This window comes from Actinobacillus delphinicola (assembly GCF_900638385.1).
Lineage (GTDB): Bacteria > Pseudomonadota > Gammaproteobacteria > Enterobacterales > Pasteurellaceae > Actinobacillus_C > Actinobacillus_C delphinicola.
On sequence record NZ_LR134510.1, the window covers coordinates 807,113 to 828,731 of the forward strand.

Annotated in this window: 23 protein-coding genes; 17 read left to right on the forward strand and 6 right to left on the reverse strand. The window is 38.2% G+C overall.

Features of this window, described 5'->3' with window-relative positions:
- The first annotated feature begins 68 nt into the window (after positions 1-68).
- The 5 genes from EL259_RS03740 to EL259_RS03760 all read left to right on the forward strand — a co-directional run bounded on the left by EL259_RS03740 (position 69) and on the right by EL259_RS03760 (position 2,590).
- On the forward strand, positions 69-806 hold the full coding sequence (locus tag EL259_RS03740; protein WP_126599135.1) for an FKBP-type peptidyl-prolyl cis-trans isomerase: 738 nt from the start codon (positions 69-71) through the stop codon (positions 804-806).
- Positions 807-874: 68 nt separating this feature from the next.
- Positions 875-1,252, forward strand: coding sequence for a sulfurtransferase complex subunit TusD (gene tusD, locus EL259_RS03745; protein WP_126599137.1), 378 nt, complete (start codon positions 875-877; stop codon positions 1,250-1,252).
- Positions 1,253-1,260: 8 nt separating this feature from the next.
- Positions 1,261-1,617 carry a sulfurtransferase complex subunit TusC gene (gene tusC / locus EL259_RS03750; protein WP_126599138.1) on the forward strand — a complete coding sequence of 119 codons (357 nt, stop codon included), beginning with the start codon at positions 1,261-1,263 and terminating at the stop codon, positions 1,615-1,617.
- A gap of 8 nt (positions 1,618-1,625) precedes the next feature.
- Positions 1,626-1,913 (forward strand): DsrH/TusB family sulfur relay protein, encoded by a 288-nt coding sequence (locus EL259_RS03755; protein WP_126599139.1) that lies wholly within the window; start codon positions 1,626-1,628, stop codon positions 1,911-1,913.
- A 38-nt stretch (positions 1,914-1,951) separates the two neighbouring features.
- Positions 1,952-2,590, forward strand: coding sequence for a ribonuclease T2 family protein (locus EL259_RS03760; RefSeq protein WP_232019076.1), 639 nt, complete (start codon positions 1,952-1,954; stop codon positions 2,588-2,590).
- 6 nt (positions 2,591-2,596) lie between these two features.
- Here EL259_RS03760 and punR read toward each other — a convergent pair whose 3' ends face one another.
- Positions 2,597-3,499, reverse strand: a complete 903-nt coding sequence (punR, locus tag EL259_RS03765; protein ID WP_126599141.1) for a DNA-binding transcriptional activator PunR — start codon at positions 3,497-3,499, stop codon at positions 2,597-2,599.
- Positions 3,500-3,605: 106 nt separating this feature from the next.
- Between punR and punC the strand changes: the two genes are divergently transcribed.
- Positions 3,606-4,811, forward strand: coding sequence for a purine nucleoside transporter PunC (gene punC, locus EL259_RS03770; RefSeq protein WP_126599143.1), 1,206 nt, complete (start codon positions 3,606-3,608; stop codon positions 4,809-4,811).
- A gap of 77 nt (positions 4,812-4,888) precedes the next feature.
- Here the strand turns inward: punC and EL259_RS03775 are convergent, their stop codons facing one another.
- Entirely contained in the window at positions 4,889-5,299 is a 411-nt protein-coding gene (locus EL259_RS03775) for a hypothetical protein (RefSeq protein WP_126599145.1), read from the reverse strand.
- Positions 5,300-5,348: 49 nt separating this feature from the next.
- Entirely contained in the window at positions 5,349-6,302 is a 954-nt protein-coding gene (gene tal / locus EL259_RS03780; protein WP_126599147.1) for a transaldolase, read from the reverse strand.
- 224 nt (positions 6,303-6,526) lie between these two features.
- Here tal and EL259_RS03785 point away from each other — a divergent pair, with 224 nt between their 5' ends.
- The 3 genes from EL259_RS03785 to EL259_RS03795 all read left to right on the forward strand — a co-directional run bounded on the left by EL259_RS03785 (position 6,527) and on the right by EL259_RS03795 (position 9,800).
- Complete coding sequence (locus tag EL259_RS03785; protein WP_172594215.1) at positions 6,527-7,027, forward strand: MarR family transcriptional regulator; 501 nt, start codon at positions 6,527-6,529, stop codon at positions 7,025-7,027.
- 80 nt (positions 7,028-7,107) lie between these two features.
- On the forward strand, positions 7,108-8,259 hold the full coding sequence (locus tag EL259_RS03790) for an HlyD family secretion protein (RefSeq protein ID WP_126600861.1): 1,152 nt from the start codon (positions 7,108-7,110) through the stop codon (positions 8,257-8,259).
- Between the two features lie 5 nt (positions 8,260-8,264).
- Entirely contained in the window at positions 8,265-9,800 is a 1,536-nt protein-coding gene (locus tag EL259_RS03795) for a DHA2 family efflux MFS transporter permease subunit (protein WP_126599151.1), read from the forward strand.
- Between the two features lie 168 nt (positions 9,801-9,968).
- Here EL259_RS03795 and fbaA read toward each other — a convergent pair whose 3' ends face one another.
- Both fbaA and EL259_RS03805 read right to left on the reverse strand, forming a co-directional pair.
- On the reverse strand, positions 9,969-11,054 hold the full coding sequence (gene fbaA / locus EL259_RS03800; RefSeq protein ID WP_126599153.1) for a class II fructose-bisphosphate aldolase: 1,086 nt from the start codon (positions 11,052-11,054) through the stop codon (positions 9,969-9,971).
- An 81-nt stretch (positions 11,055-11,135) separates the two neighbouring features.
- Positions 11,136-12,320, reverse strand: a complete 1,185-nt coding sequence (locus EL259_RS03805; RefSeq protein ID WP_126599155.1) for a phosphoglycerate kinase — start codon at positions 12,318-12,320, stop codon at positions 11,136-11,138.
- Positions 12,321-12,499: 179 nt separating this feature from the next.
- Between EL259_RS03805 and EL259_RS03810 the strand changes: the two genes are divergently transcribed.
- A complete protein-coding gene (locus EL259_RS03810; RefSeq protein WP_126599157.1) occupies positions 12,500-12,760 on the forward strand; it encodes a YfhL family 4Fe-4S dicluster ferredoxin in 261 nt (86 codons plus the stop codon).
- 56 nt (positions 12,761-12,816) lie between these two features.
- Here the strand turns inward: EL259_RS03810 and upp are convergent, their stop codons facing one another.
- Entirely contained in the window at positions 12,817-13,443 is a 627-nt protein-coding gene (gene upp, locus EL259_RS03815) for a uracil phosphoribosyltransferase (RefSeq protein ID WP_126599159.1), read from the reverse strand.
- Between the two features lie 265 nt (positions 13,444-13,708).
- Here upp and secE point away from each other — a divergent pair, with 265 nt between their 5' ends.
- The 7 genes from secE (at position 13,709) to rpoB (ending at position 21,593) form a co-directional block, all read left to right on the forward strand.
- Positions 13,709-14,125, forward strand: coding sequence for a preprotein translocase subunit SecE (gene secE / locus EL259_RS03820; RefSeq protein ID WP_126599161.1), 417 nt, complete (start codon positions 13,709-13,711; stop codon positions 14,123-14,125).
- 1 nt (position 14,126) lies between these two features.
- Positions 14,127-14,681, forward strand: coding sequence for a transcription termination/antitermination protein NusG (gene nusG, locus EL259_RS03825; RefSeq protein WP_126599163.1), 555 nt, complete (start codon positions 14,127-14,129; stop codon positions 14,679-14,681).
- A gap of 139 nt (positions 14,682-14,820) precedes the next feature.
- On the forward strand, positions 14,821-15,249 hold the full coding sequence (gene rplK / locus EL259_RS03830; RefSeq protein WP_126599165.1) for a 50S ribosomal protein L11: 429 nt from the start codon (positions 14,821-14,823) through the stop codon (positions 15,247-15,249).
- Positions 15,250-15,252: 3 nt separating this feature from the next.
- The gene (rplA, locus tag EL259_RS03835; protein ID WP_126599167.1) at positions 15,253-15,942 is read left to right on the forward strand and encodes a 50S ribosomal protein L1; all 690 of its coding nucleotides are present in this window, start codon (positions 15,253-15,255) and stop codon (positions 15,940-15,942) included.
- A gap of 454 nt (positions 15,943-16,396) precedes the next feature.
- Complete coding sequence (rplJ, locus tag EL259_RS03840) at positions 16,397-16,891, forward strand: 50S ribosomal protein L10 (RefSeq protein ID WP_126599169.1); 495 nt, start codon at positions 16,397-16,399, stop codon at positions 16,889-16,891.
- Positions 16,892-16,945: 54 nt separating this feature from the next.
- Positions 16,946-17,311: a 50S ribosomal protein L7/L12 gene (gene rplL, locus EL259_RS03845; protein WP_126599171.1), complete on the forward strand. Its 366-nt coding sequence runs from the start codon at positions 16,946-16,948 to the stop codon at positions 17,309-17,311.
- Positions 17,312-17,564: 253 nt separating this feature from the next.
- A complete protein-coding gene (gene rpoB / locus EL259_RS03850; RefSeq protein WP_126599173.1) occupies positions 17,565-21,593 on the forward strand; it encodes a DNA-directed RNA polymerase subunit beta in 4,029 nt (1,342 codons plus the stop codon).
- Positions 21,594-21,619: the final 26 nt, after the last annotated feature.

A 21,619-nucleotide genomic window follows, 5' to 3' on the forward strand; every position in this document is an offset into this window, starting at 1 on the left:
AGATTGACATTTGTACAATCCGCTTTAATCTAAAACGACATTTTTTGTTATTATAAAGGATATTAAAAATGTTAAAAATGAAAAAAATCACAGCAATTTTGGCAACTACTGTTGTCGCAACTACTTTTTTAACAGCTTGTCATGATGATGCCAAAACGACAGCACCACAAGCACAACAGCAACAACAATTACCAAAAGACTTCAATAGCCAAGCTTCTTATGCAGTAGGTTATGCAGCTGGTCAAAATTTCTTGGTAGGTATGATTGAAAGCCAAAAAGGTATGATGGATTATAATCAAACCTATATTCTTCAAGGTATTAAAGATGCTCTTGATAACAAACCAGAAATGACAGATGAACAAATTCAATCTACTTTGCGTAAATTGCAAAATACATTGGAAGCAGCACAAGTCAAATCAGTTGAAGACAATAACAAAAAATTAATGGAAACTTTCTCTAAACAAGAAGGTGTGAAAAAAACAGCATCAGGCATTCTCTATCGTATCGTAAGCGAAGGGGAAGGGGCGAAGATTCTTCCAACTGATACTGTAAAAGTAGAATACACTGGTAAACTTGGTAATGGCGAAGTTTTCGATAGTTCAGAAAAACACGGTGCCGTAGAATTTCCGTTAAACCAAGTTATCCCAGGCTGGACTGAAGCGCTTCAATTAATTAAAAAAGGTGGCGAAATCCAAATGGTTATTCCAGCTAAATTAGCTTATGGTGATAATGCTATGGGACCAATCCCAGCTAATTCTGACCTTTATTTCCAAGTGAAAGTGTTAGATGTAACTGCGGAAAAATAATTTTTAAATTTACCTACCGCATTGTGTTAAATAATGCGGTATTTTTTTATCAATAAAATGGAATCAATATGCGTTATGTATTAGCGGTAAGTGGTGCAAATTATGGACAACAGAGTGCTTTTACCGCCTTACAATTTGCCCAAGCCTTAGTAAAACAAGGGCATCAAATTCAACAAATTTTCTTCATGCAAGATGGTGTGTCTAATGCAAATAAATTTGTTTCTCCAGCCAACGATGAGTTCAATTTATTAAAAGCATGGCAGGCATTCCATCAACAATATCAAGTGCCATTACATTTATGTATTGCTGCAGCGCAACGTCGTGGCGTGGTAGATGAAATTACATCTGCAACCTCTGAAATCAGTGTCGCATCCCCCTTTATTTTGGCAGGACTTGGTGAGTTTATGCAGGCCTCGCTAACTTGCGATCGTGTATTACAATTTTAAGGATAGATATGAAATTAGCATTTGTATTTCGAACTGCACCGCATGGTTCAAGTATTGCACGAGAAGGATTAGATGCCTTACTTGCGGCAACGGCATTTTGTGATGAGGAAGAGATTGGGGTATTTTTTCTTGATGAGGGGATTTTAAACCTTGTGGTCGATCAAAAACCTGACATTATTTTACAAAAAGATTTCACTGCAGCCTTTAAATTATTGGATTTGTACGATATTGAAAATCGATTTGTATGTAGTGAAAGTATGCAATACGCCTTTATCCAGGATCGTTCAATAATTGATGTTGAAGCATTACCATATCACCAATGGCTTTCACGTTTACAACAAGCTGAAAAAGTTTTTACGTTTTAGAGGATGCAATGTTATATACCTTTTCACAATCACAATATGATTTGGCAGAAATGACCAAAATATGGCAAAATTTGACCGAACAAGATGTAGTGCTTTTTTGGCAAAATGGCGTAAATTTTTTAGTAAAAAATCTTACCCATTTTCGTCCGAATCTATGTCAGGTTTGCGTATTAAAGAATGATGTTGAAGCACGTGGATTTATGCCTTATTTTCTTAAAGATAAAGCAATTCGAATTGTGACCATGGATGAGTGTGTGACGTTAACCGAGCATTATCATCCTCAGCTTGCTTTTTAATACGCCCCGAAAATCGAGAAAATTTTTGAGGTATCGCAATGAAAACCTTTAAACTTGCTACTACTGCACTTTTTGCACTTTCTAGTGTAGTTGCGTTTGCGAATGTTGATTACGATGCACATATGGCAACGGATCCATTTGGACAAAATAGCACAGCACCCGTAGATTATTACATGCTTACGCTTTCTTATTCACCAAGTTTTTGTGAGCATGTGCGTGAAAAGTATGGTGAAATTCCAGAAAATCAACAATATCAATGTGGTCCAAATAGCCACTTCAAATGGGTTGTTCATGGATTATGGCCACAAAATGCTCATGCAGAACAAATCAAAGATCAACCACGTTTCTGTCAGGGAGATTTACCACCTCTTCCTGAATCGGTACTAGAACCGTATTTACAATATTCACCAGGTAAAGCACTTTTACAAGGTGAATGGGAAAAACACGGTGCATGTGCATTCCGTACGCCACAAGATTATTTCAATATGGAAAAAGTCTTGTATAAACAACTTGTTCTACCAAATGATAAACCAAATAAACGTCGTCTTATTGCTTTCTTAAAAGAGCATAATCCGCAATTACGTGATGTGTTTATCAAAGTTAATCATAGCGAAATCAGTATTTGTTATGATAAAAAATGGAACCCGATGAGTTGTGAAAACCGTCAATATCGTTAATCTGGTTTAACGAATCCAATCTTGGTGTAGCTTTTCGCTATCACCAAGATAATTTAAAATCCACACTACCGCTGGACTCATTTTTGATTTATTCCATGCCAGACAACATGGGCTAACGGGCGGTTTTACGGCCAATTCTTTTTCAATCAATTCGCCTTTTTCTAAAAGGGGGATTGCCATATGACTAGGGACGATCGAAATTCCTAAGCCACCACGTAAACATTGCAGTGCGCTATGCCAATTAGGCACGACAATACGGCGTTGATTATCCATAAGCCAAGTTAATCGTTTGGGTAAAGTTCTTGCCGTATCTTCCAAACATACCGCAGGATATTGTGCCAATTCTGGCACGGTGAGTGGATGTTGAACAGTGGCTAAAGGATGGTGAGGGGCGACTACGAATTTCCATACTAACGTTCCCATATCTCGATGGGCAAAATTGCCTCCAACAGGAATTGCCGTGGTTGCACCAATGGCGATATCGGCTCGCCCATCGGCTAACGCATCCCATACCCCATTAAAAACTTCCATGGTGAGATGTAATTCAACATCCGAGAACGTGCGGTAAAAATCACGTACTAATTGATTAACTTGTTGTTCACGCACAATGTTATCTAATGCAACAGTAACGTTTTCACACCAACCGTTTGCGACTTGCTGAGTGCGGAGCTTAATACTTTCCATTTGCTTCAGCACTTTTCGGCTTTCCTCAACGAAAAATTTCCCCGCTGGCGTTAATTCAACTTTGCGATGTAAGCGAATAAAAAGTTGTACAGCAAGACGCTCTTCAATGGAGCGAATAGTATAACTAATCGCACTCGGTACTTTATGTAATTCTTCTGCTGCGGCTGAAAAACTTTCACAACGAGCGACAACATCAATAACTTGGAGTTCAGTATAAGAAAACATATGCGTTTAAATTTTTTGAAAGGAATGCGTAAATTTTAGCGTTTCACACCGCTTTTGACTATGAGTAAACTAGCGTTTTTTAAAATTAAGAATGGGAATAACAATTATGAAAGGAACCCCGACAAAATTTACCTTATTTTGGTTCGCATGTTTAAGTATGTTGGGCTTTTTATCGACAGATATGTACTTGCCAGCATTTGAAACACTTCGTACTGCCTTTGGTACAACCGAATCTTCTATTGGTTTAACGTTGAGTGTTTTTCTACTCGGTATGGCGATTGGGCAATTAGTCTATGGTCCATTATCTGACCGCATTGGGCGTATTAAAGTCCTTGTTGGTGGTATGACACTTTTTGGCTTAGCAACCTTACTTTGTGCCTTTTCGCAAGATATTCAAGTTTTTCTTGGTGCCCGTTTCTTGCAAGCACTGGGGGCGTGTTCTGCGACAGTGATTTGGCAGGCAATTGTTGTTGATCGTTATGAAGGACAAACTGCGGGACGTATTTTTGCAACCATTATGCCGCTTGTCGCACTTTCTCCAGCACTTGCACCGTTAGTTGGGGCAGGATTAGAACATCATTTTGGTTGGCGTAGTATTTTCCTCGTTTTAGTTGCATTTGGTATTTTTATTGCATTGATGACATTACGTGAGCCAGAAAGTGCGCCACTTGATCGTGAACAAGAAAAATTAAGTGTGCAACTTAAACGCGATTATGCAGCAATTTTGACTTCAAAAAAATTCTTCGGAAATATGATTATCTTTGCAGCGTGTTCTGCTGCGTTTTTTGCATATTTAACAGGCTCTCCATTTATTATGGCAGCAATGGGCTATACAGGTGGTGATATTGGTTTAAGTTATGTTCCTCAAACGATTGCATTTATCGTGGGGGGCTTTGGATGCCGTAGTTTATTAGCGCATTACGAAGGAAAACGTATTTTACCGTGGTTACTTGGGCTTTTCTTCTTAAGCGTTTTGGTCATGTTCATTATTCCATTTGTGATGCCTGTTAATAATATTTGGCCTATTTTAATTCCATTCTGTTTTTTAGCGGTGGCAAATGGAGCGATTTATCCGATTGTAATTAATCTCGCATTGAGCGATTTTAAAGAGTGTAGTGCTACGGCAGCAGGCTTATTAAACTTTTTACAAACATTGATTTGTTTTATTGCAAGTGGCTTAGTGTCTGCTTTTGCAATGTATGGACTCTGGACGGTAACGGTAGCAATGTTCGTTTGTGGTTTTATCACTTTATTCGGCTTTGCACTTTTCCGCCAATCTCAATATGAGGCGACAGCAGTAGCTGAAGCTTAATTTTTCTTATCAACAAAAAAGCCACGGATTGTGGCTTTTTTATTTTCTCTTTATCACGCCCCGATTTTCGTGAAAAATTATGTATTTTTTATGTATTCTCCCGCAAGTGAGGCACCGCCCATGCAGTAATACATCATGCGGAATCGATCTTCAAAATGTTGAGTGAATATGTCAATTTTGGTTGGGGAGAGTGGCGTAATCCACATATAAATGGGTGGTTTCTCTTTATCTTCTTCAAGATTAACCCAAATTTTTCCCGCTTGCCAAAATCCAGTTCCTTGATATTCACAAGCAGGATAATGGCGGACTTTGGATGCAGTAATCTCAATCTGGAATTGATGATTTGGCAGAGGAGTAATATTGACCTGTTGCCAGTATTCCTGAGGCTTATGGGGCGTTTGGTATTGTCCAGCTAAGGATGGGGAGGGTTGAGAAACCTGACAGCCACTTAATAGAAGCGAGAGTAATAAATAACGTTTTTTTATCATAGTAAAATAAAAAAGCACCCCGAAAGGTGCTTCAATCATAAAGGGTAAATTAGAATTTTGCTTTAAGCATTGCTTCTAGTTTTTCTTGGTCAATCGCAAATTTACGGATACCTTCCGCTAATTTTTCAACTGCCATTGGGTCACTGTTGTGTTCCCAGTAGAATTCAGCTTCAGTCATACGAGCAGGTTTTGCTTCAACTGCGCCTTGGAAGTCAAGTTTACGTGGAAGTGGGTTAGTATCTTCTTGAAGTGCTTTTAATAAAGCTGGTGCGATAGTTAAGCGATCACAACCTGCTAATGCTTGAATTTCTCCGATATTACGGAAACTTGCACCCATTACGATAGTTTTGTAACCGTGTTGTTTGTAGTAGTTGTAAATACGGGTAACAGAGATAACACCTGGATCTTCTTCTGGTGCATATTCTTTTTTATCACTATTTGCTTTGTACCAGTCGAGGATACGACCTACGAATGGTGAGATAAGGTAAACGCCTGCTTCTGCACACGCACGAGCTTGAGCTTGAGAGAAGAGTAGGGTTAAGTTACAGTTGATGCCTTCTTTTTCAAGAATTTCAGCTGCACGGATACCTTGCCATGTTGATGCGATTTTAATCAGGATACGATCATTTGCGATACCTGCCGCATTGTAAAGCGCCATAAGTTTACGTGCTTTTGCAATAGTTTTTTCAGTATCGTAAGAAAAACGTGCATCCACTTCTGTAGAAACGCGTCCCGGAACGATTTTAAGAATTTCTAAACCGATGTTTACCGCTAATTTATCTTCCGCATCAACAAGTTGTTGTGCAGGGTCATTGCTTTGTTGTTTTGCATAAGCAATCGCTTCGTCAATAAGTGGTGCATATTGAGGGAGCGCAGAAGCACTTAAAATTAAAGATGGGTTAGTTGTCGCATCTTCTGGACGATAAGTTTTCATTGCATCAATATCGCCCGTATCAGCAACGACTACAGTCATTTCGCGTAATGCGTCTAATTGTGTTGTCATGTTTTTCCCTTAATAAATGAACTAAAGAACTCGGGTGTAAGGATAGCACAAAGAGCAAGCAAATAATATGGAATGGGTGGCACGAATTGCACAAATAGTCATAACTTTTTGATGAAAAAAATTTCTATTTTTAATGAAATAATTTTATATTGAAAAAATAAATTGGCTTGATAGTAATCTTAGTTACTATATAATTAATGACCAATTGTCGGGGGAGAAAAGTGATGAAATATACTTTTAATGATCAAGAAAAACTTATCCGTAGGACTGCGGGCAATAAAGCGTCATTAATGCCAGTTGAAGACTTAATTTTAGTTCGCTTAATGACAAACTTTACTGCGCTTTATAAAGAGCACAGAACTAAATTATTACAACAATTTGAGCTTAATGAAACACAATTTTTGGCATTGACCTTAATTTATTACCAACAAAATCGTTCTATTCAACCGTCGATATTGAGTGAAATGTTAGGATCCTCACGTACTAATATTACACGGGTATCCGATGATCTTGAGAAAAAAGGCTGGATTGAACGCCAATTGATGAAAAGTGATCGTCGAGCATATTTACTTAATCTTACAGATAAAGGGATTAATGTGCTAGAAGAGTTTTTACCACATCAATGGAAATTAATTAGTGATATTTTTTCAATTATTACGCCAGAAGAAAGAGAATTCTTACAGGTGATTTTACGTAAGTTAACGAATCATATTGAGCAAATATAGGGGTAATTATGGCAGATAACAATGTATCGAAACCGCAGTCAGAGGTACAGGATTCCACGCAAAAATCATCTGACGGGGCAATGATTGAAACGACAACAACGAAGAAGAAAGCACGTAAAAAATCAATGACTATTTTTGGTTTGGTTATTTTACTTGTTGTGGTTTTATCTTTTTTGTATTGGTTATTCTTTATTCGTGGCTCTGAAGAAACGGATGATGCTTATGTGCATGGGAATCAAGTTGCCATATCTTCGCAAGTAGCGGGATCGGTAATGCAAATTAATGTGCAAAATACGGAATATGTTCATCAAGGCGATGTATTAGTTGTGCTAAATCCGAAAGATCGTGAATTAGCCTTTGCGCATGCAAAAGATGAGTTAGCCCAAGTGGTGCGTAAAGAACGTAATCTGATGTATAGCGTAAAAGAACTTGAAGCAGCCGTGGTACAAAAACAGATTGCCGTAAAACAAACGAAATCTGATTACATGCGCCAAGTAAACTTAGCAAAAACTAATTCAACGTCTAATATTATGTTGACGCACAGTAAGGATGCGTATGATGCAGCGGTTGCGAGTTTAAAATTAACGCAAAATCAATTAGCTGCAAATAAAGCATTATTACTTGATACGCCATTACGTCAACAACCCGCCGTGAAAATTGCTATTACTGGTGTAAAAGATGCATGGTTAAACTTAAAACGTACTAAAGTGTTAAGCCCAGTAGATGGTTATGTTGCAAAACGTAATGTCCAAGTTGGTGAAACGATTGCTGCTGGTACACCATTAATGGCGATTGTTCCTGCAAATCAAATGTGGGTTGAAGCAAATTTTAAAGAAACGCAAATGAAAGACATGCGTATCGGACAGAAAGCACGTGTAACCTTTGACCTTTATGGTGATGATGTGAAATTTGATGGTACTGTGAAAGGGATTGAAATGGGAACAGGTAGTGCGTTCTCATTATTACCAGCACAAAATGCAACGGGTAACTGGATTAAAATTGTACAGAGGGTGCCTGTCCGTATTGCGTTACCAGCGGATCAAATTAAAAAATATCCATTACGTATTGGCTTATCTTCATTAGTACGTGTCGATGTAAGTGATACTGCTGGAGAAACACTACGTGCAGCACAACCAATTAAAGCTGTATATAAAACTGATGTGCTTACTTACAATGAAAGTGAACTTGATAACGTAATTGAGCAAATTATTAAAGCGAATATTGGGGATTAAGCCCTATGCAGGTCGAAGTAAAAAATTATCCACCTGTTACTGGAATAACACTGGCATTTATGACGATCTCTTTAGCACTTGCAACCTTTATGCAGGTGCTAGATTCGAGTATTGCCAATGTAGCGATTCCTACAATTTCAGGTGACTTGGGTGCTTCAAGTTCTCAAGGGACTTGGATAATTACCTCGTTTGGTGTGGCCAATGCGATTTCTATTCCGATTACAGGTTGGCTAGCGAAGCGGTTTGGTGAGGTAAAATTATTCCTTGCTTCAACAGCCTTATTCACCTTCTTTTCATGGTGTTGTGGGATGTCTTCAAATCTTGAAGTACTAATCTTCTTCCGTGTGATGCAAGGAACGGTATCAGGTCCACTTATCCCATTATCACAAAGTTTATTATTAAATAACTATCCGCCGAAACAACGGCCATTAGCTTTAGCATTTTGGGCGATGACCGTGGTTATAGCGCCCGTTGTGGGTCCAATTCTTGGGGGTTGGATCAGTGATAATGCTGCTTGGGGATGGATTTTCTTTATTAATGTACCTGTTGGGATTTTTGTTGTATTAGTTTCAGGTAAGATTCTACTTCATCGAGAAACATCAACAGTACGTGAACCAGTCGATCTTGTTGGGTTAATCCTACTAGTTTTCGGGGTCGGAGCATTACAATTGATGCTTGATAAAGGACGTGAATATGATTGGTTTAGTTCAACAGAAATCGTGATTTTAGCGATTATTGCGGTGGTGGGATTAATTTGGCTAGTTATCTGGGAATTAACGGATGATAACCCGATTGTCGATGTATCTTTGTTTAAATCACGTAATTTCTCGATTGGCTGTTTGTGTACATCATTATCCTATCTATTCTATATCGGTTCTATTGTACTTATCCCAATTTTATTACAATCCGTGTATGGCTATACGGCAACCTGGGCGGGGCTAGCAACGGCACCAGTAGGGATTTTACCATTAATCGTCATGCCGATTATTGGTAAATATAGTAGTAAATTCGATATGCGGGCATTGGTTACTTTTAGTTTCTTGGTTTATGCAACGTCGTTTATGTGGCGTGCCTATGTTTTTGAACCAGAAATGGGATTCTTTGATGTGGCATTTCCGCAATTTATTCAAGGGCTTGCCGTTGCGTGTTTCTTCATGCCGCTTACTGATATTACACTTTCTGAAGTACCAGAAAATAAAATGGCATCCGCAACAAGTTTGTTCAACTTCTCCCGAACTTTGGCGGGGTCTATCGGAACATCATTAGTGATGAATATGTGGTACAACCGTGAATCATTACATCATGAACGCTTAGTTGAATCTATTACGCCTTACACACAAAACTCTGTAGAGTTTTATCATAAGATGGAAGCGATGGGGATGAGTCAACAACAAACCTCAGGTTTTATTGCACAAACGATTACACAACAAGGGTTCATTATTTCAAGTAATGAAATTTTTTGGCTATCCGCATTGGCATTTTTAAGTATGATCATTGTTATTTGGTTCTCTAAACCTAATAAAGATAGTGCAATAAATTAATCACGCCACAATTTTCCAAAAAATTTATGTAAGAAGGCTACGGACGTAGCCTTTTTTATATTGCAACCTCAATATTTATTTTGTAGAAATTTTCATACGCCACAATTTTCGAAAAAAATTATGCAAAAAAAAGACCGCAATTATGCGGTCTTTTTACAACTATAAATTTTATAGTACGTCGATACAGTTTAAATCATGGAAAGATTTTTCTAGGCGTTTAGACATAGATTCTTCTGATTTACGTAACCATACACGTGGATCGTAGTATTTTTTATTTGGTGCATCAGGACCAGTTGGGTTACCTAATTGACCTTGAAGATAAGCTTCATTTGCTTTATAGAAATCTAATACACCTTGCCATGCTGCCCATTGAGTATCAGTATCGATATTCATTTTGATAGCACCATAGCTAATTGCTTCACGGATTTCTTCAGTAGTTGAGCCACTACCGCCGTGGAATACGAAGTTTAATGATTTTGGTGGAAGATTACGTTCTTTAGAAACGTATTCTTGTGATTTACCAAGAATAGATGGTTTAAGTTTTACGTTACCTGGTTTGTAAACACCATGCACGTTACCAAATGCTGCAGCAATGGTGAAACGTGGGCTGATTGGGCTTAATTGATCGTAAACATAAAGTACATCTTGTGGTTGAGTATAAAGTTTAGTTTCATCTACATCACTGTTATCAACGCCATCTTCTTCCCCACCAGTGATACCGATTTCGATTTCAAGAGTCATGCCCATGCGTGACATACGTTCTAAGTATTTACGGCAAATCGCCATATTTTCAGCCATTGGTTCTTCTGATAAATCTAACATATGAGAAGAGAAGAGTGGTTTACCTGTTTCTGCAAAGTGTTTTTCGCCCGCATCAAGTAAGCCATCGATCCAAGGTAGTAATTTTTTAGCTGCATGGTCAGTATGAAGAATAACAGGAATGCCATATTCTTTTGCAAGAGTATGAACTTGTTTTGCACCAACAATCGCACCTAATACATCTTGGCGAACACCGCTTTGGGTTTCTTTTAAGCCTTTACCAGCAAAGAAACTTGCACCGCCATTAGAGAATTGAATAATTACTGGTGAATTTACACGTGCTGCAGTTTCAAGAACGGCATTTACACTGTCAGAACCTACACAGTTTACAGCAGGAATGGCAAAGCCATGTTCTTTTGCATAAGCAAAAACTTTACTTACATCATCGCCTGTTAATACGCCTGGTTTTACGATATCAAGTAATCTAGTTGTCATGAGATTGTCCTCTAAGCTCAAATAAGTAACTAAAATTTATAAAAAAGTGCGGATAAATAACGTTTAACCGCACTTTACATCTTATGCTTGCATTTCTGCTGCACGTTTTTCTAGGATTTCAACCGCTGGTAAAACTTTTCCTTCAACGAATTCTAGGAAAGCACCACCGCCAGTTGAGATATAAGAGATTTTATCTTTAATACCGAACATATCAATTGCTGCTAAAGTATCGCCACCTCCAGCAATTGAGAATGCACCATTTGCTGTTGCTTCAGCGATAGCACGTGCCACTTTTTCAGTACCAATACGGAAGTTAGGAAATTCAAATACGCCAACAGGACCATTCCAAAGAATAGTTTTTGCGCCTTTGATAATTTCTGCTAATTGATCGGCAGTTTTATCACCAATATCCATGATTTCATCATCATCAAGAACAGCATCAACGGGTTTTACAGTTGCAGGAGCAGTTTCAGAAAATTCTTTACCCACACGTACATCAATTGCTAATGGAATATCGGTTGTTGCTGAAAGTTCTTTCGCTACAGGGATTAAATCTTTTTCATACAGAGAAAGACCTACATTGTAGCCAGCTGCTGCAACGAAAGTATTAGAAATACCGCCGCCGACAATAATTTTGTCTGCAATTTTAGAAAGAGAGTTTAATACTTCAAGTTTGGTTGAAACTTTTGAACCGCCTACGATTGCAAGCATTGGGCGTTGTGGTTCTTTTAATGCTTTGCCTAATGCGTTAAGTTCAGCGGCAAGAAGTGGACCTGCACAAGCGATAGGTGCAAATTCTGCTACACCATAAGTTGATGCTTGGGCACGATGAGCTGTACCGAATGCGTCCATAACGAAAATGTCGCAAAGTGCAGCATATTTTTTCGCTAATTCAGGATCATTTTTCTTTTCACCTTTGTTCATACGCACGTTTTCTAATACTACGATTTCGCCTTCACGAACATCAACACCGTTTAAATAGTCACGTACTAAACGAACAGGTACACCTTCTAAGTGTTTATTTAGATAGTCTACAACAATTTGTAATGAAAATTCGGGATTGAATTCGCCTTCAGTAGGACGACCAAGGTGAGAAGTAACCATTACTTTAGCACCTTGTTCAAGGGCATATTTTAAAGTCGGAATGGTTGCTACGATACGAGCATCAGAAGTGATTTCCCCATCTTTAATTGGCACGTTGAGGTCAGCTCGGATAAAAAGAGTTTTTCCGCGTAAATCAAGATCTTTCATTTTGATAACGGACATATTAATTTCTCCTATAAATAGACTCTAAACGGAGCGTATTATACCGTCTTATTCTTAGATTGTAACGGAAATTTATCGACTAATTTTAAGCTTCTTATAAGTTATTCTCTGAACCTTTAATTTTGTAACCAAAAACCTTATAATCAATCACTTTGTATCAATTTAATGTTAGAGAATCTATGGCACTTTTAATTACAGAGAAATGCACAAATTGTGATATGTGTTTACCTGAGTGTCCTAATAATGCAATTAGTGTGGGGGATAATATTTATGAGATTGATCCTAACTTATGCACTGAATGTGTTGGACATTATGAAACACCAACTTGCCAAAAAGTTTGCCCTATCAGTAACTGTATTAAAACTGATCCCGATCATCAAGAATCGCAAGAAATGCTTTGGGAAAAGTTTGTTTTAATTCATCATAGCGATAAACTTTAAGAAAAAAGGTTAAGCAAGCACTTAACCTTTTTTCTATTCATATGGAGTGAAATGGATTATTTTGTTCCAAAAATTTTATCACCCGCATCGCCAAGTCCTGGCAAAATATAGCCGTCTTCATTTAAACATTCATCGATAGAGGCTGTATATACTTCAATATCAGGATGAGCAGCTTCGAGTGCTTTTAATCCTTCTGGAGCGGCAACGAGAATCAGAACTTTTATTTGTTTGCAACCGTGTTGTTTTAAAAGATCAATAGTTGCAATCATGGAACCGCCCGTTGCCAGCATCGGATCTACCACAATTGCAAGACGCTCATCCATATCACTTGCAAGTTTTTGGAAATAAGGTACAGGTTCAAGCGTTTCCTCATTACGATACATACCCACGACACTAATACGTGCACTTGGCATATGCTCAAGTACACCGTCCATCATGCCTAAACCTGCGCGCAAAATTGGAACAACTGTTACTTTTTTCCCTTTGATTTGATCAATTTCTACTGGACCGCACCAGCCATTAATGGTAACTTTCTCGGTTTCTAAGTTTTGAGTAGCTTCATAAGTTAATAAGCTTCCTACTTCTGTTGCTAATGCACGGAATTCTTTGGTGGAAATATCTCCAGCACGCATTAAACCGAGTTTATGCTTGACCAAGGGATGTTTTACTTCTACTAATTTCATTTTTTGTACCTCTGGTGTTATGGATTGTTCGCAAATTTTTTACAAAATTGCGGAATAATAACACATTTATTTAGCAAAAAATAGAAGAGAAAAGTAGAATTAGAAACCAAAAAAATTTACTAGTTAGACAAACAACAGACAAAGATTGATTAAAATAGAAACGGTGGAATTTTCAGTTTTTAATGGTCAATAAATAAATAAAGTGCTACAATTTTGCGTTTTTTATTACTTTTCACTTATTAACCTTAAAAAAATAGGCTAAATTATGGCGACGGAAAATCAAAAAAAGAAACAAAAACAATTAGCTGAAATTGAACAACCAAAATCTACAGGGTTAAATAAACTTTTGTGGGTGCTTGTTGTTGTCCTTATCGCAGTTATCGCATTCTGCAACATTTATTTTGCAGATAGCTTTGCCACACCTATCCGTATTATTGCAGTAATTATTGGGTTACTTATCACCCTAGGTATTGCCGCAGTAACAAACCAAGGGGCAAAAGCACGTCAATTCTTAAAAGAATCAAAGATTGAATTACGAAGAATTACCTGGCCAACACGTCCAGAAACTATGCAAACGACTTTAATTGTTATAGGCGTAACCGTTGCCGTTTCCTTAATTTTATGGGGATTTGACAGCATCATCGTTTCAACAATTAACTTCTTGACAGATTTAAGGTTCTAATATGACAGAAGAAAATAAAACAAATAAGCAACGTTGGTACGTTTTACAAGCTTTTTCAGGCTATGAAGGACGTGTAGCAGCAACTTTACGTGAATATATCAAACAACATGAAATGGAAGATCTTTTCAGTGAAGTGCTTGTTCCGACAGAGGAAGTTGTAGAAAACGTTGGTGGGAAACGTCGTAAAAGCGAACGCAAATTTTTCCCAGGTTATGTATTAGTGAAAATGGAAATGAATGATTACACTTGGCAACTTGTTCGTAGCGTGCCACGTGTGATGGGCTTTATCGGTGGGACACCAGATAAACCTGCTCCAATCAGTAATCGTGAAGCGGATTTAATTTTAAACCGTTTAGAACAAAATGCTGATAAACCGAAACCACGTACTATGTTCCAACCAGGTGAAGATATCCGTGTAACCGAAGGACCATTTGCAGACTTTAACGGAACAGTTGAAGAGATCGATTACGAAAAAGGTCGCTTAAAAGTATCTGTTTCTATCTTTGGTCGTGCGACACCAGTTGAATTAGAATTTTCACAAGTAGAAAAAAATTAATAATTTTCCACGAAAATCGTGGCGTGATTATTAATAATTTTTACTTGAAATTATGGTCACATTTTACTAAAATGCGACTCTTTTTTACACACAGGGGAGCTAGCAATAGCGCTATTACCCAAATTAGAGGAAATTAAAAATGGCTAAAAAAGTCCAAGCCTATGTTAAGTTGCAAGTTGCAGCTGGTATGGCTAACCCGTCACCACCTGTAGGTCCAGCTCTTGGTCAACAAGGTGTGAACATCATGGAATTCTGTAAAGCATTCAATGCACGTACTGCAGAAATGGAAAAAGGTTTACCAATTCCTGTAGTTATTACAGTTTACGCTGACCGTTCATTCACTTTCATTACCAAAACTCCTCCAGCAGCAGTATTATTGAAAAAAGCAGCTGGTATCAAATCTGGTTCTGGTAAACCAAACAAAGATAAAGTTGGTAAAGTGACTAAAGCACAAGTACAAGAAATCGCTGAATTAAAAGCAGCTGATATGACTGGTGCAACTATCGAAACTAAAATGAAATCTATTGAAGGTACTGCACGTTCAATGGGTTTGGTCGTGGAGGAATAATCAATGGCTAAACTTACTAAACGTATGAAAGCAATCAAAGCTGGTGTTGATACAACTAAAGCTTATGAAATCAAAGAAGCAGTAGCTTTATTAAAACAATTCGCAACACCTAAATTCGTTGAAAGTGTTGACGTTGCTGTTAACTTAGGTATCGATCCTCGTAAATCAGACCAAAACGTACGTGGTGCAACTGTACTACCAAACGGAACTGGTCGTGAAGTACGTGTAGCTGTATTCACTCAAGGTGCTAACGCTGAAGCTGCTAAAGAAGCTGGTGCTGATTTAGTTGGTATGGAAGATTTAGCTGAATTAGTGAAAAAAGGTGAAATGAACTTTGACGTTGTTATCGCATCTCCAGATGCAATGCGCGTTGTTGGTCAATTAGGTCAAATCCTTGGTCCACGTGGTTTAATGCCAAACCCTAAAGTAGGTACCGTTACTCCAAACGTTGCTGACGCAGTTAAAAATGCAAAATCTGGCCAGGTTCGTTACCGTAACGACAAAAATGGTATTGTTCACACAACCATCGGTAAAGCTAACTTCACTGAAGAACAGTTAAAAGAAAACTTACAAGCTTTAATGGCTGCATTAAACAAAGCAAAACCATCTACAGCAAAAGGTATTTTCATCAAGAAAGTTAGCCTTTCAACCACTCAAGGTGCTGGTGTAGAAATCGATTTAGCTTCTCTATAATGTAGGCTTTAATAATTTCAAATTGAAATTATTATAAAATCGTAAAACCACTGACTTCGGTCAGTGGTTTTTTAATAATCGTAACGGATAATTCGGTTATTAAAAAAGTATCTTTATATATATTATTTAAGTTTTATCATTATCTTACAGGTGTATGAATGTAGAGTAGGGTAAGATAACTTAGAATAAATTTATAAAAATACTTTACAGATAAATTTTAATTGATTAAAATTTAGGACTGTTTTCACAATTGATGTGAATATTTCTGGCTGGTGCTTGACCTTATCAAGCCTCATCCAAGACCGTAGGGGAGGAAACTCTTAATCATCCTACGTAGATGGTGATACAGAATAAGAAGTTTTCTTGCTTCTGTGCACCGAATTCGCCCTAACTTAATACCGAGTTAGGAATTTTTATTCCGAGAAATCGGAGTGTATTCAGGAGCTAAAAGCCAATGGCATTAAATCTTCAAGACAAACAAGCAATTGTTGCCGAAGTAAATGAAGCCGCCAAAGGTGCCCTTTCAGTAGTTATCGCGGACAGCCGTGGTGTTACTGTTGATAAAATGACTGAATTACGTAAAAACGCTCGTGAAGCTGGTGTTTCTATGCGTATCGTTCGTAATACTTTATTACGTCGTGCAGTAGAAGGTACCGAATTCGAATGTTTAAAAGATACGTTTGTAGGTCCTACACTTATCGCTTTTTCTAACGAACACCCAGGTGCAGCAGCACGTTTGTTCAAAGAATTTGCTAAAGCAAACGATAAGTTTGAAATCAAAGGTGCAGCCTTCGAAGGTGAAGTAAGAGATGTTGAATTCTTAGCAACATTACCAACTTACGATGAAGCAATTGCACGTTTAATGGCTACTATGAAAGAAGCTGCGGCAGGCAAACTTGTTCGCACTCTTGCGGCATTACGCGACAAAATGGAAGAACAAGCAGCTTAATTCGTTCTGCTTTTCTTAAACTGTTAAATTATATTTACTTAGGAATTGATTGTTATGTCTTTAACTAACGAACAAATCATTGAAGCAATCGCTTCTAAATCTGTTACTGATATCGTTGAATTAATCGCAGCGATGGAAGAAAAATTTGGTGTTTCAGCAGCTGCAGCAGCAGTAGCTGTAGCAGGTCCAGCTGAAGCAGCTGAAGAAAAAACTGAATTCGACGTTATCTTAGCTGAAGCTGGTGCTAACAAAGTTGCTGTAATCAAAGCAGTACGTGGTGCAACTGGTTTAGGCTTAAAAGAAGCTAAAGATTTAGTTGAATCTGCTCCAGCAACCTTAAAAGAAGGTATCTCTAAAGCTGAAGCTGAAGAATTACAAAAAGCATTAGAAGAAGCTGGTGCTAAAGTAGAAATCAAATAATTTTAATTTGATTTTTGCCTGACTTTAGGCCAAATGGCTGGTGGTTTTTCCATCAGCCATTTTGTGCTATCCATATATAGGAATAAATTCACCGTTATTTATTTCTATTTTTTACTCAAGGGATACGAATTGTATCTATTTTTGAGCTCCTACCCACTAGAGAAGTAAGGTTCAGAGTGCGGTCACTTAACGGCATCGTTGCCGCTACCAAGTATTAGCGGTTGGGTCACTGAACAACAAGCAGAGGAACCCTATGGTTTACTCATATACCGAAAAAAAACGTATTCGTAAGAACTTTGGAAAACGTCCACAAGTTTTACACGTCCCTTATTTATTAACAATTCAAATTGATTCTTTTGAAAAATTTATTCGCAGAGATCCTGAAGGACAACAAGGACTAGAAGCAGCATTCCGCTCTGTATTCCCGATTGTGAGTAATAATGGCTATACAGAATTACAATATGTTAGCTATCAGTTAGGTCAACCTGTTTTTGATGTTCGTGAATGTCAAATTCGTGGAACTACCTATTCTGCACCTTTACGCGTTAAATTACGTCTAGTGAGCTATGATCGTGATGCAGCTCCAGGTACTATTAAAGATATTAAAGAACAAGAAGTGTACATGGGCGAAATTCCATTAATGACTGATAACGGAACCTTCGTTATTAATGGTACAGAACGTGTTGTAGTATCACAATTACACCGTAGTCCAGGTGTATTCTTTGATAGTGATCGTGGTAAAACTCACTCATCAGGTAAAATTTTATTTAACGCACGTATTATTCCTTACCGTGGTTCATGGTTAGACTTTGAATTCGATCCAAAAGATAATCTTTTTGCTCGTATTGACCGTCGTCGTAAATTACCTGCAACCATTATTTTACGTGCTTTAGGCTACACTACTGAAGAAATTTTAAACTTATTCTTCGACAAAGTAGAATTTACCATTGATAACAATAAATTATTAATGACTTTAGTACCTGAAAGATTACGTGGTGAAACTGCATCTTTCGATATTGAAGCCAATGGTAAAGTTTATGTTGAACGTGGTCGCCGTATTACAGCTCGCCATATCAAAGCATTAGCAAAAGATAATGTAAATCAAGTTGTTGTACCAACTGAATATATCGTTGGTAAAGTTGCAGCGAAAGAATACTTAGATCTTGAAACTGGCGAAATTATTTGTGGTGCAAATGAAGAGTTAACCCTAGAAATCTTGGCGAAACTTTCACAAGCTGGCTACAAAACAATTGAAACATTATTTACAAATGATCTTGATGCAGGTGCGTATATTTCTGAAACTTTACGTATCGACCCATCTTATGATCGTTTAAGCGCATTAGTAGAAATCTACCGTATGATGCGTCCTGGTGAACCGCCTACAAAAGAAGCGGCTGAAGGCTTATTCGAAAATATGTTCTTCTCACCAGATCGTTATGACTTATCTGCAGTAGGTCGCATGAAATTTAACCGTTCTTTAGGGATCGATGATTCTGAAGGAAGCGGTGTATTAAGCAAAGACGATATCGTTCGTGTAATGAAAAAACTCATTGCAATCCGTAACGGTAACGGTGAAGTGGATGATATCGACCACTTAGGTAACCGTCGTATTCGTTCTGTTGGTGAAATGGCAGAAAACCAATTCCGTATTGGTTTAGTACGTGTTGAACGTGCAGTGAAAGAACGTTTATCTTTAGGTGATCTTGATTCATTAACTCCACAAGATCTTATCAATGCGAAACCAATTTCTGCTGCGGTTAAAGAATTCTTTGGTTCTTCACAACTTTCACAATTCATGGACCAAAATAACCCACTTTCAGAAGTGACACACAAACGTCGTATTTCTGCATTGGGTCCAGGTGGTTTAACTCGTGAACGTGCAGGTTTCGAAGTTCGAGACGTTCACGCAACTCACTATGGTCGTTTATGTCCAATCGAAACCCCTGAAGGTCCAAACATCGGTTTGATCAACTCACTTTCTGTGTACGCTCGTACAAATGACTACGGTTTCTTAGAAACTCCGTATCGTAAAGTAGTGAATGGTCAAGTAACTGAAGAAATCGAATATTTATCTGCTATCGAAGAAGGTAAATACGTTATCGCACAGGCGAACTCAAACTTAGATGATGACTTCCGTTTCACTGATGCTTTCGTAACAGCACGTGGTGAAAAAGGTGAATCTGGTTTATTCCGCCCTGATGAAGTTCAATATATGGACGTTTCAACTCAACAAGTTGTATCTGTAGCGGCAGCGTTAATTCCGTTCTTGGAACACGACGATGCGAACCGTGCCTTGATGGGTGCGAACATGCAACGCCAAGCAGTACCTACTTTACGTGCAGACAAACCACTTGTTGGTACTGGTATGGAAAAACCAGTAGCACTTGACTCTGGCGTAGCGGTTACAGCAAAACGTGGCGGTACAATTCAATATGTTGATGCATCACGTATCGTGGTGAAAGTAAACGAAGATGAAACCATCGCAGGAGAAGCGGGTATTGATATTTATAACTTAATCAAATATACCCGTTCTAACCAAAACACCTGTATTAACCAAATTCCTTGTGTGAAATTAGGCGAACCTGTTGGTCGTGGCGAAATCTTAGCAGATGGTCCATCAACCGACTTAGGTGAACTTGCACTTGGTCAAAACATGCGTGTAGCGTTCATGCCATGGAATGGTTATAACTTCGAAGACTCGATCTTAGTATCTGAACGTGTTGTTCAAGAAGATCGTTTCACAACAATCCACATCCAAGAATTATCTTGTGTGGCGCGTGATACTAAATTAGGCGCTGAAGAAATTACTGCGGATATTCCAAACGTAAGCGAAGCTGCATTAAGTAAACTTGATGAATCAGGTATCGTTTACATCGGTGCGGAAGTAAAAGGTGGTGATATTCTTGTGGGTAAAGTGACACCTAAAGGTGAAACTCAATTAACCCCAGAAGAAAAACTTCTTCGTGCAATCTTCGGTGAAAAAGCATCTGACGTTAAAGATTCTTCTTTACGTGTTCCAAACAGCGTGTCTGGTACCGTAATTGACGTTCAAGTATTTACTCGCGATGGCGTTGAAAAAGATAAACGTGCACTTGAAATTGAAGAAATGCAATTAAAAGAAGCGAAAAAAGACTTAATGGAAGAGTTAGAAATTCTTGAAGCTGGTCTTTTCGCACGTGTGCGCAATCTTTTAGTATCAAGCGGTATGGATGAAGCAACCCTTGATCGAATGACTCGTGAACAATGGCTTGATCAAAGTCTAAGCGATGAAGAAAAACAAACTCAATTAGAACAACTTGCGGATCAATACGAAGAATTACGTAAAGAGTTCGAACAAAAACTTGAAGTACAACGTGGCAAAATTATCCAAGGTGATGATCTAGCACCAGGTGTACTTAAAGTGGTTAAAGTTTATCTTGCTGTTAAACGTCGTATCCAACCTGGGGATAAAATGGCGGGTCGTCACGGTAACAAAGGGGTTATCTCAAAAATTAACCCAATCGAAGACATGCCATACGATGAAAACGGTCAACCTGTTGATATCGTACTAAACCCACTGGGCGTACCTTCTCGTATGAATATCGGTCAGATCTTAGAAACTCACTTAGGCTTAGCGGCTAAAGGTATCGGTGATAAGATCAATGCGATGTTAAAACAAAAACAAAGCGTAGAAAAATTGCGTGAATACATGCAAAAAGCCTACGACCTTGGCGAAGGTGAACAAAAAGTTGATCTTAATACCTTCACTGACGAAGAAGTAATGCGTTTAGCAGAAAACCTACGTAAAGGTTTACCAATCGCAACACCAGTATTCGATGGTGCGGATGAAAAAGAAATCAAAGGTTTATTAGAATTAGGTGATCTTCCAACATCAGGACAAATTACTTTATTCGATGGTCGTACCGGTGAGAAATTTGAACGTCCAGTAACAGTAGGTTACATGTACATGCTCAAATTGAACCACTTAGTTGATGACAAAATGCACGCTCGTTCAACCGGTTCTTACAGCCTTGTTACCCAACAACCATTGGGTGGTAAAGCACAGTTCGGTGGACAACGTTTCGGGGAAATGGAAGTTTGGGCACTTGAAGCTTATGGTGCAGCCTATACCCTACAAGAAATGTTAACCGTGAAATCTGATGACGTGAACGGTCGTACGAAGATGTATAAAAACATCGTTGCGGGCAACCAACAAATGGACCCAGGTACACCGGAATCTTTCAACGTAATTATGAAAGAAATCCGTTCATTAGGTATCAACATCGATCTTGATGAAGAGTAAGCCTTAAAACTCTACTAGCCCATACG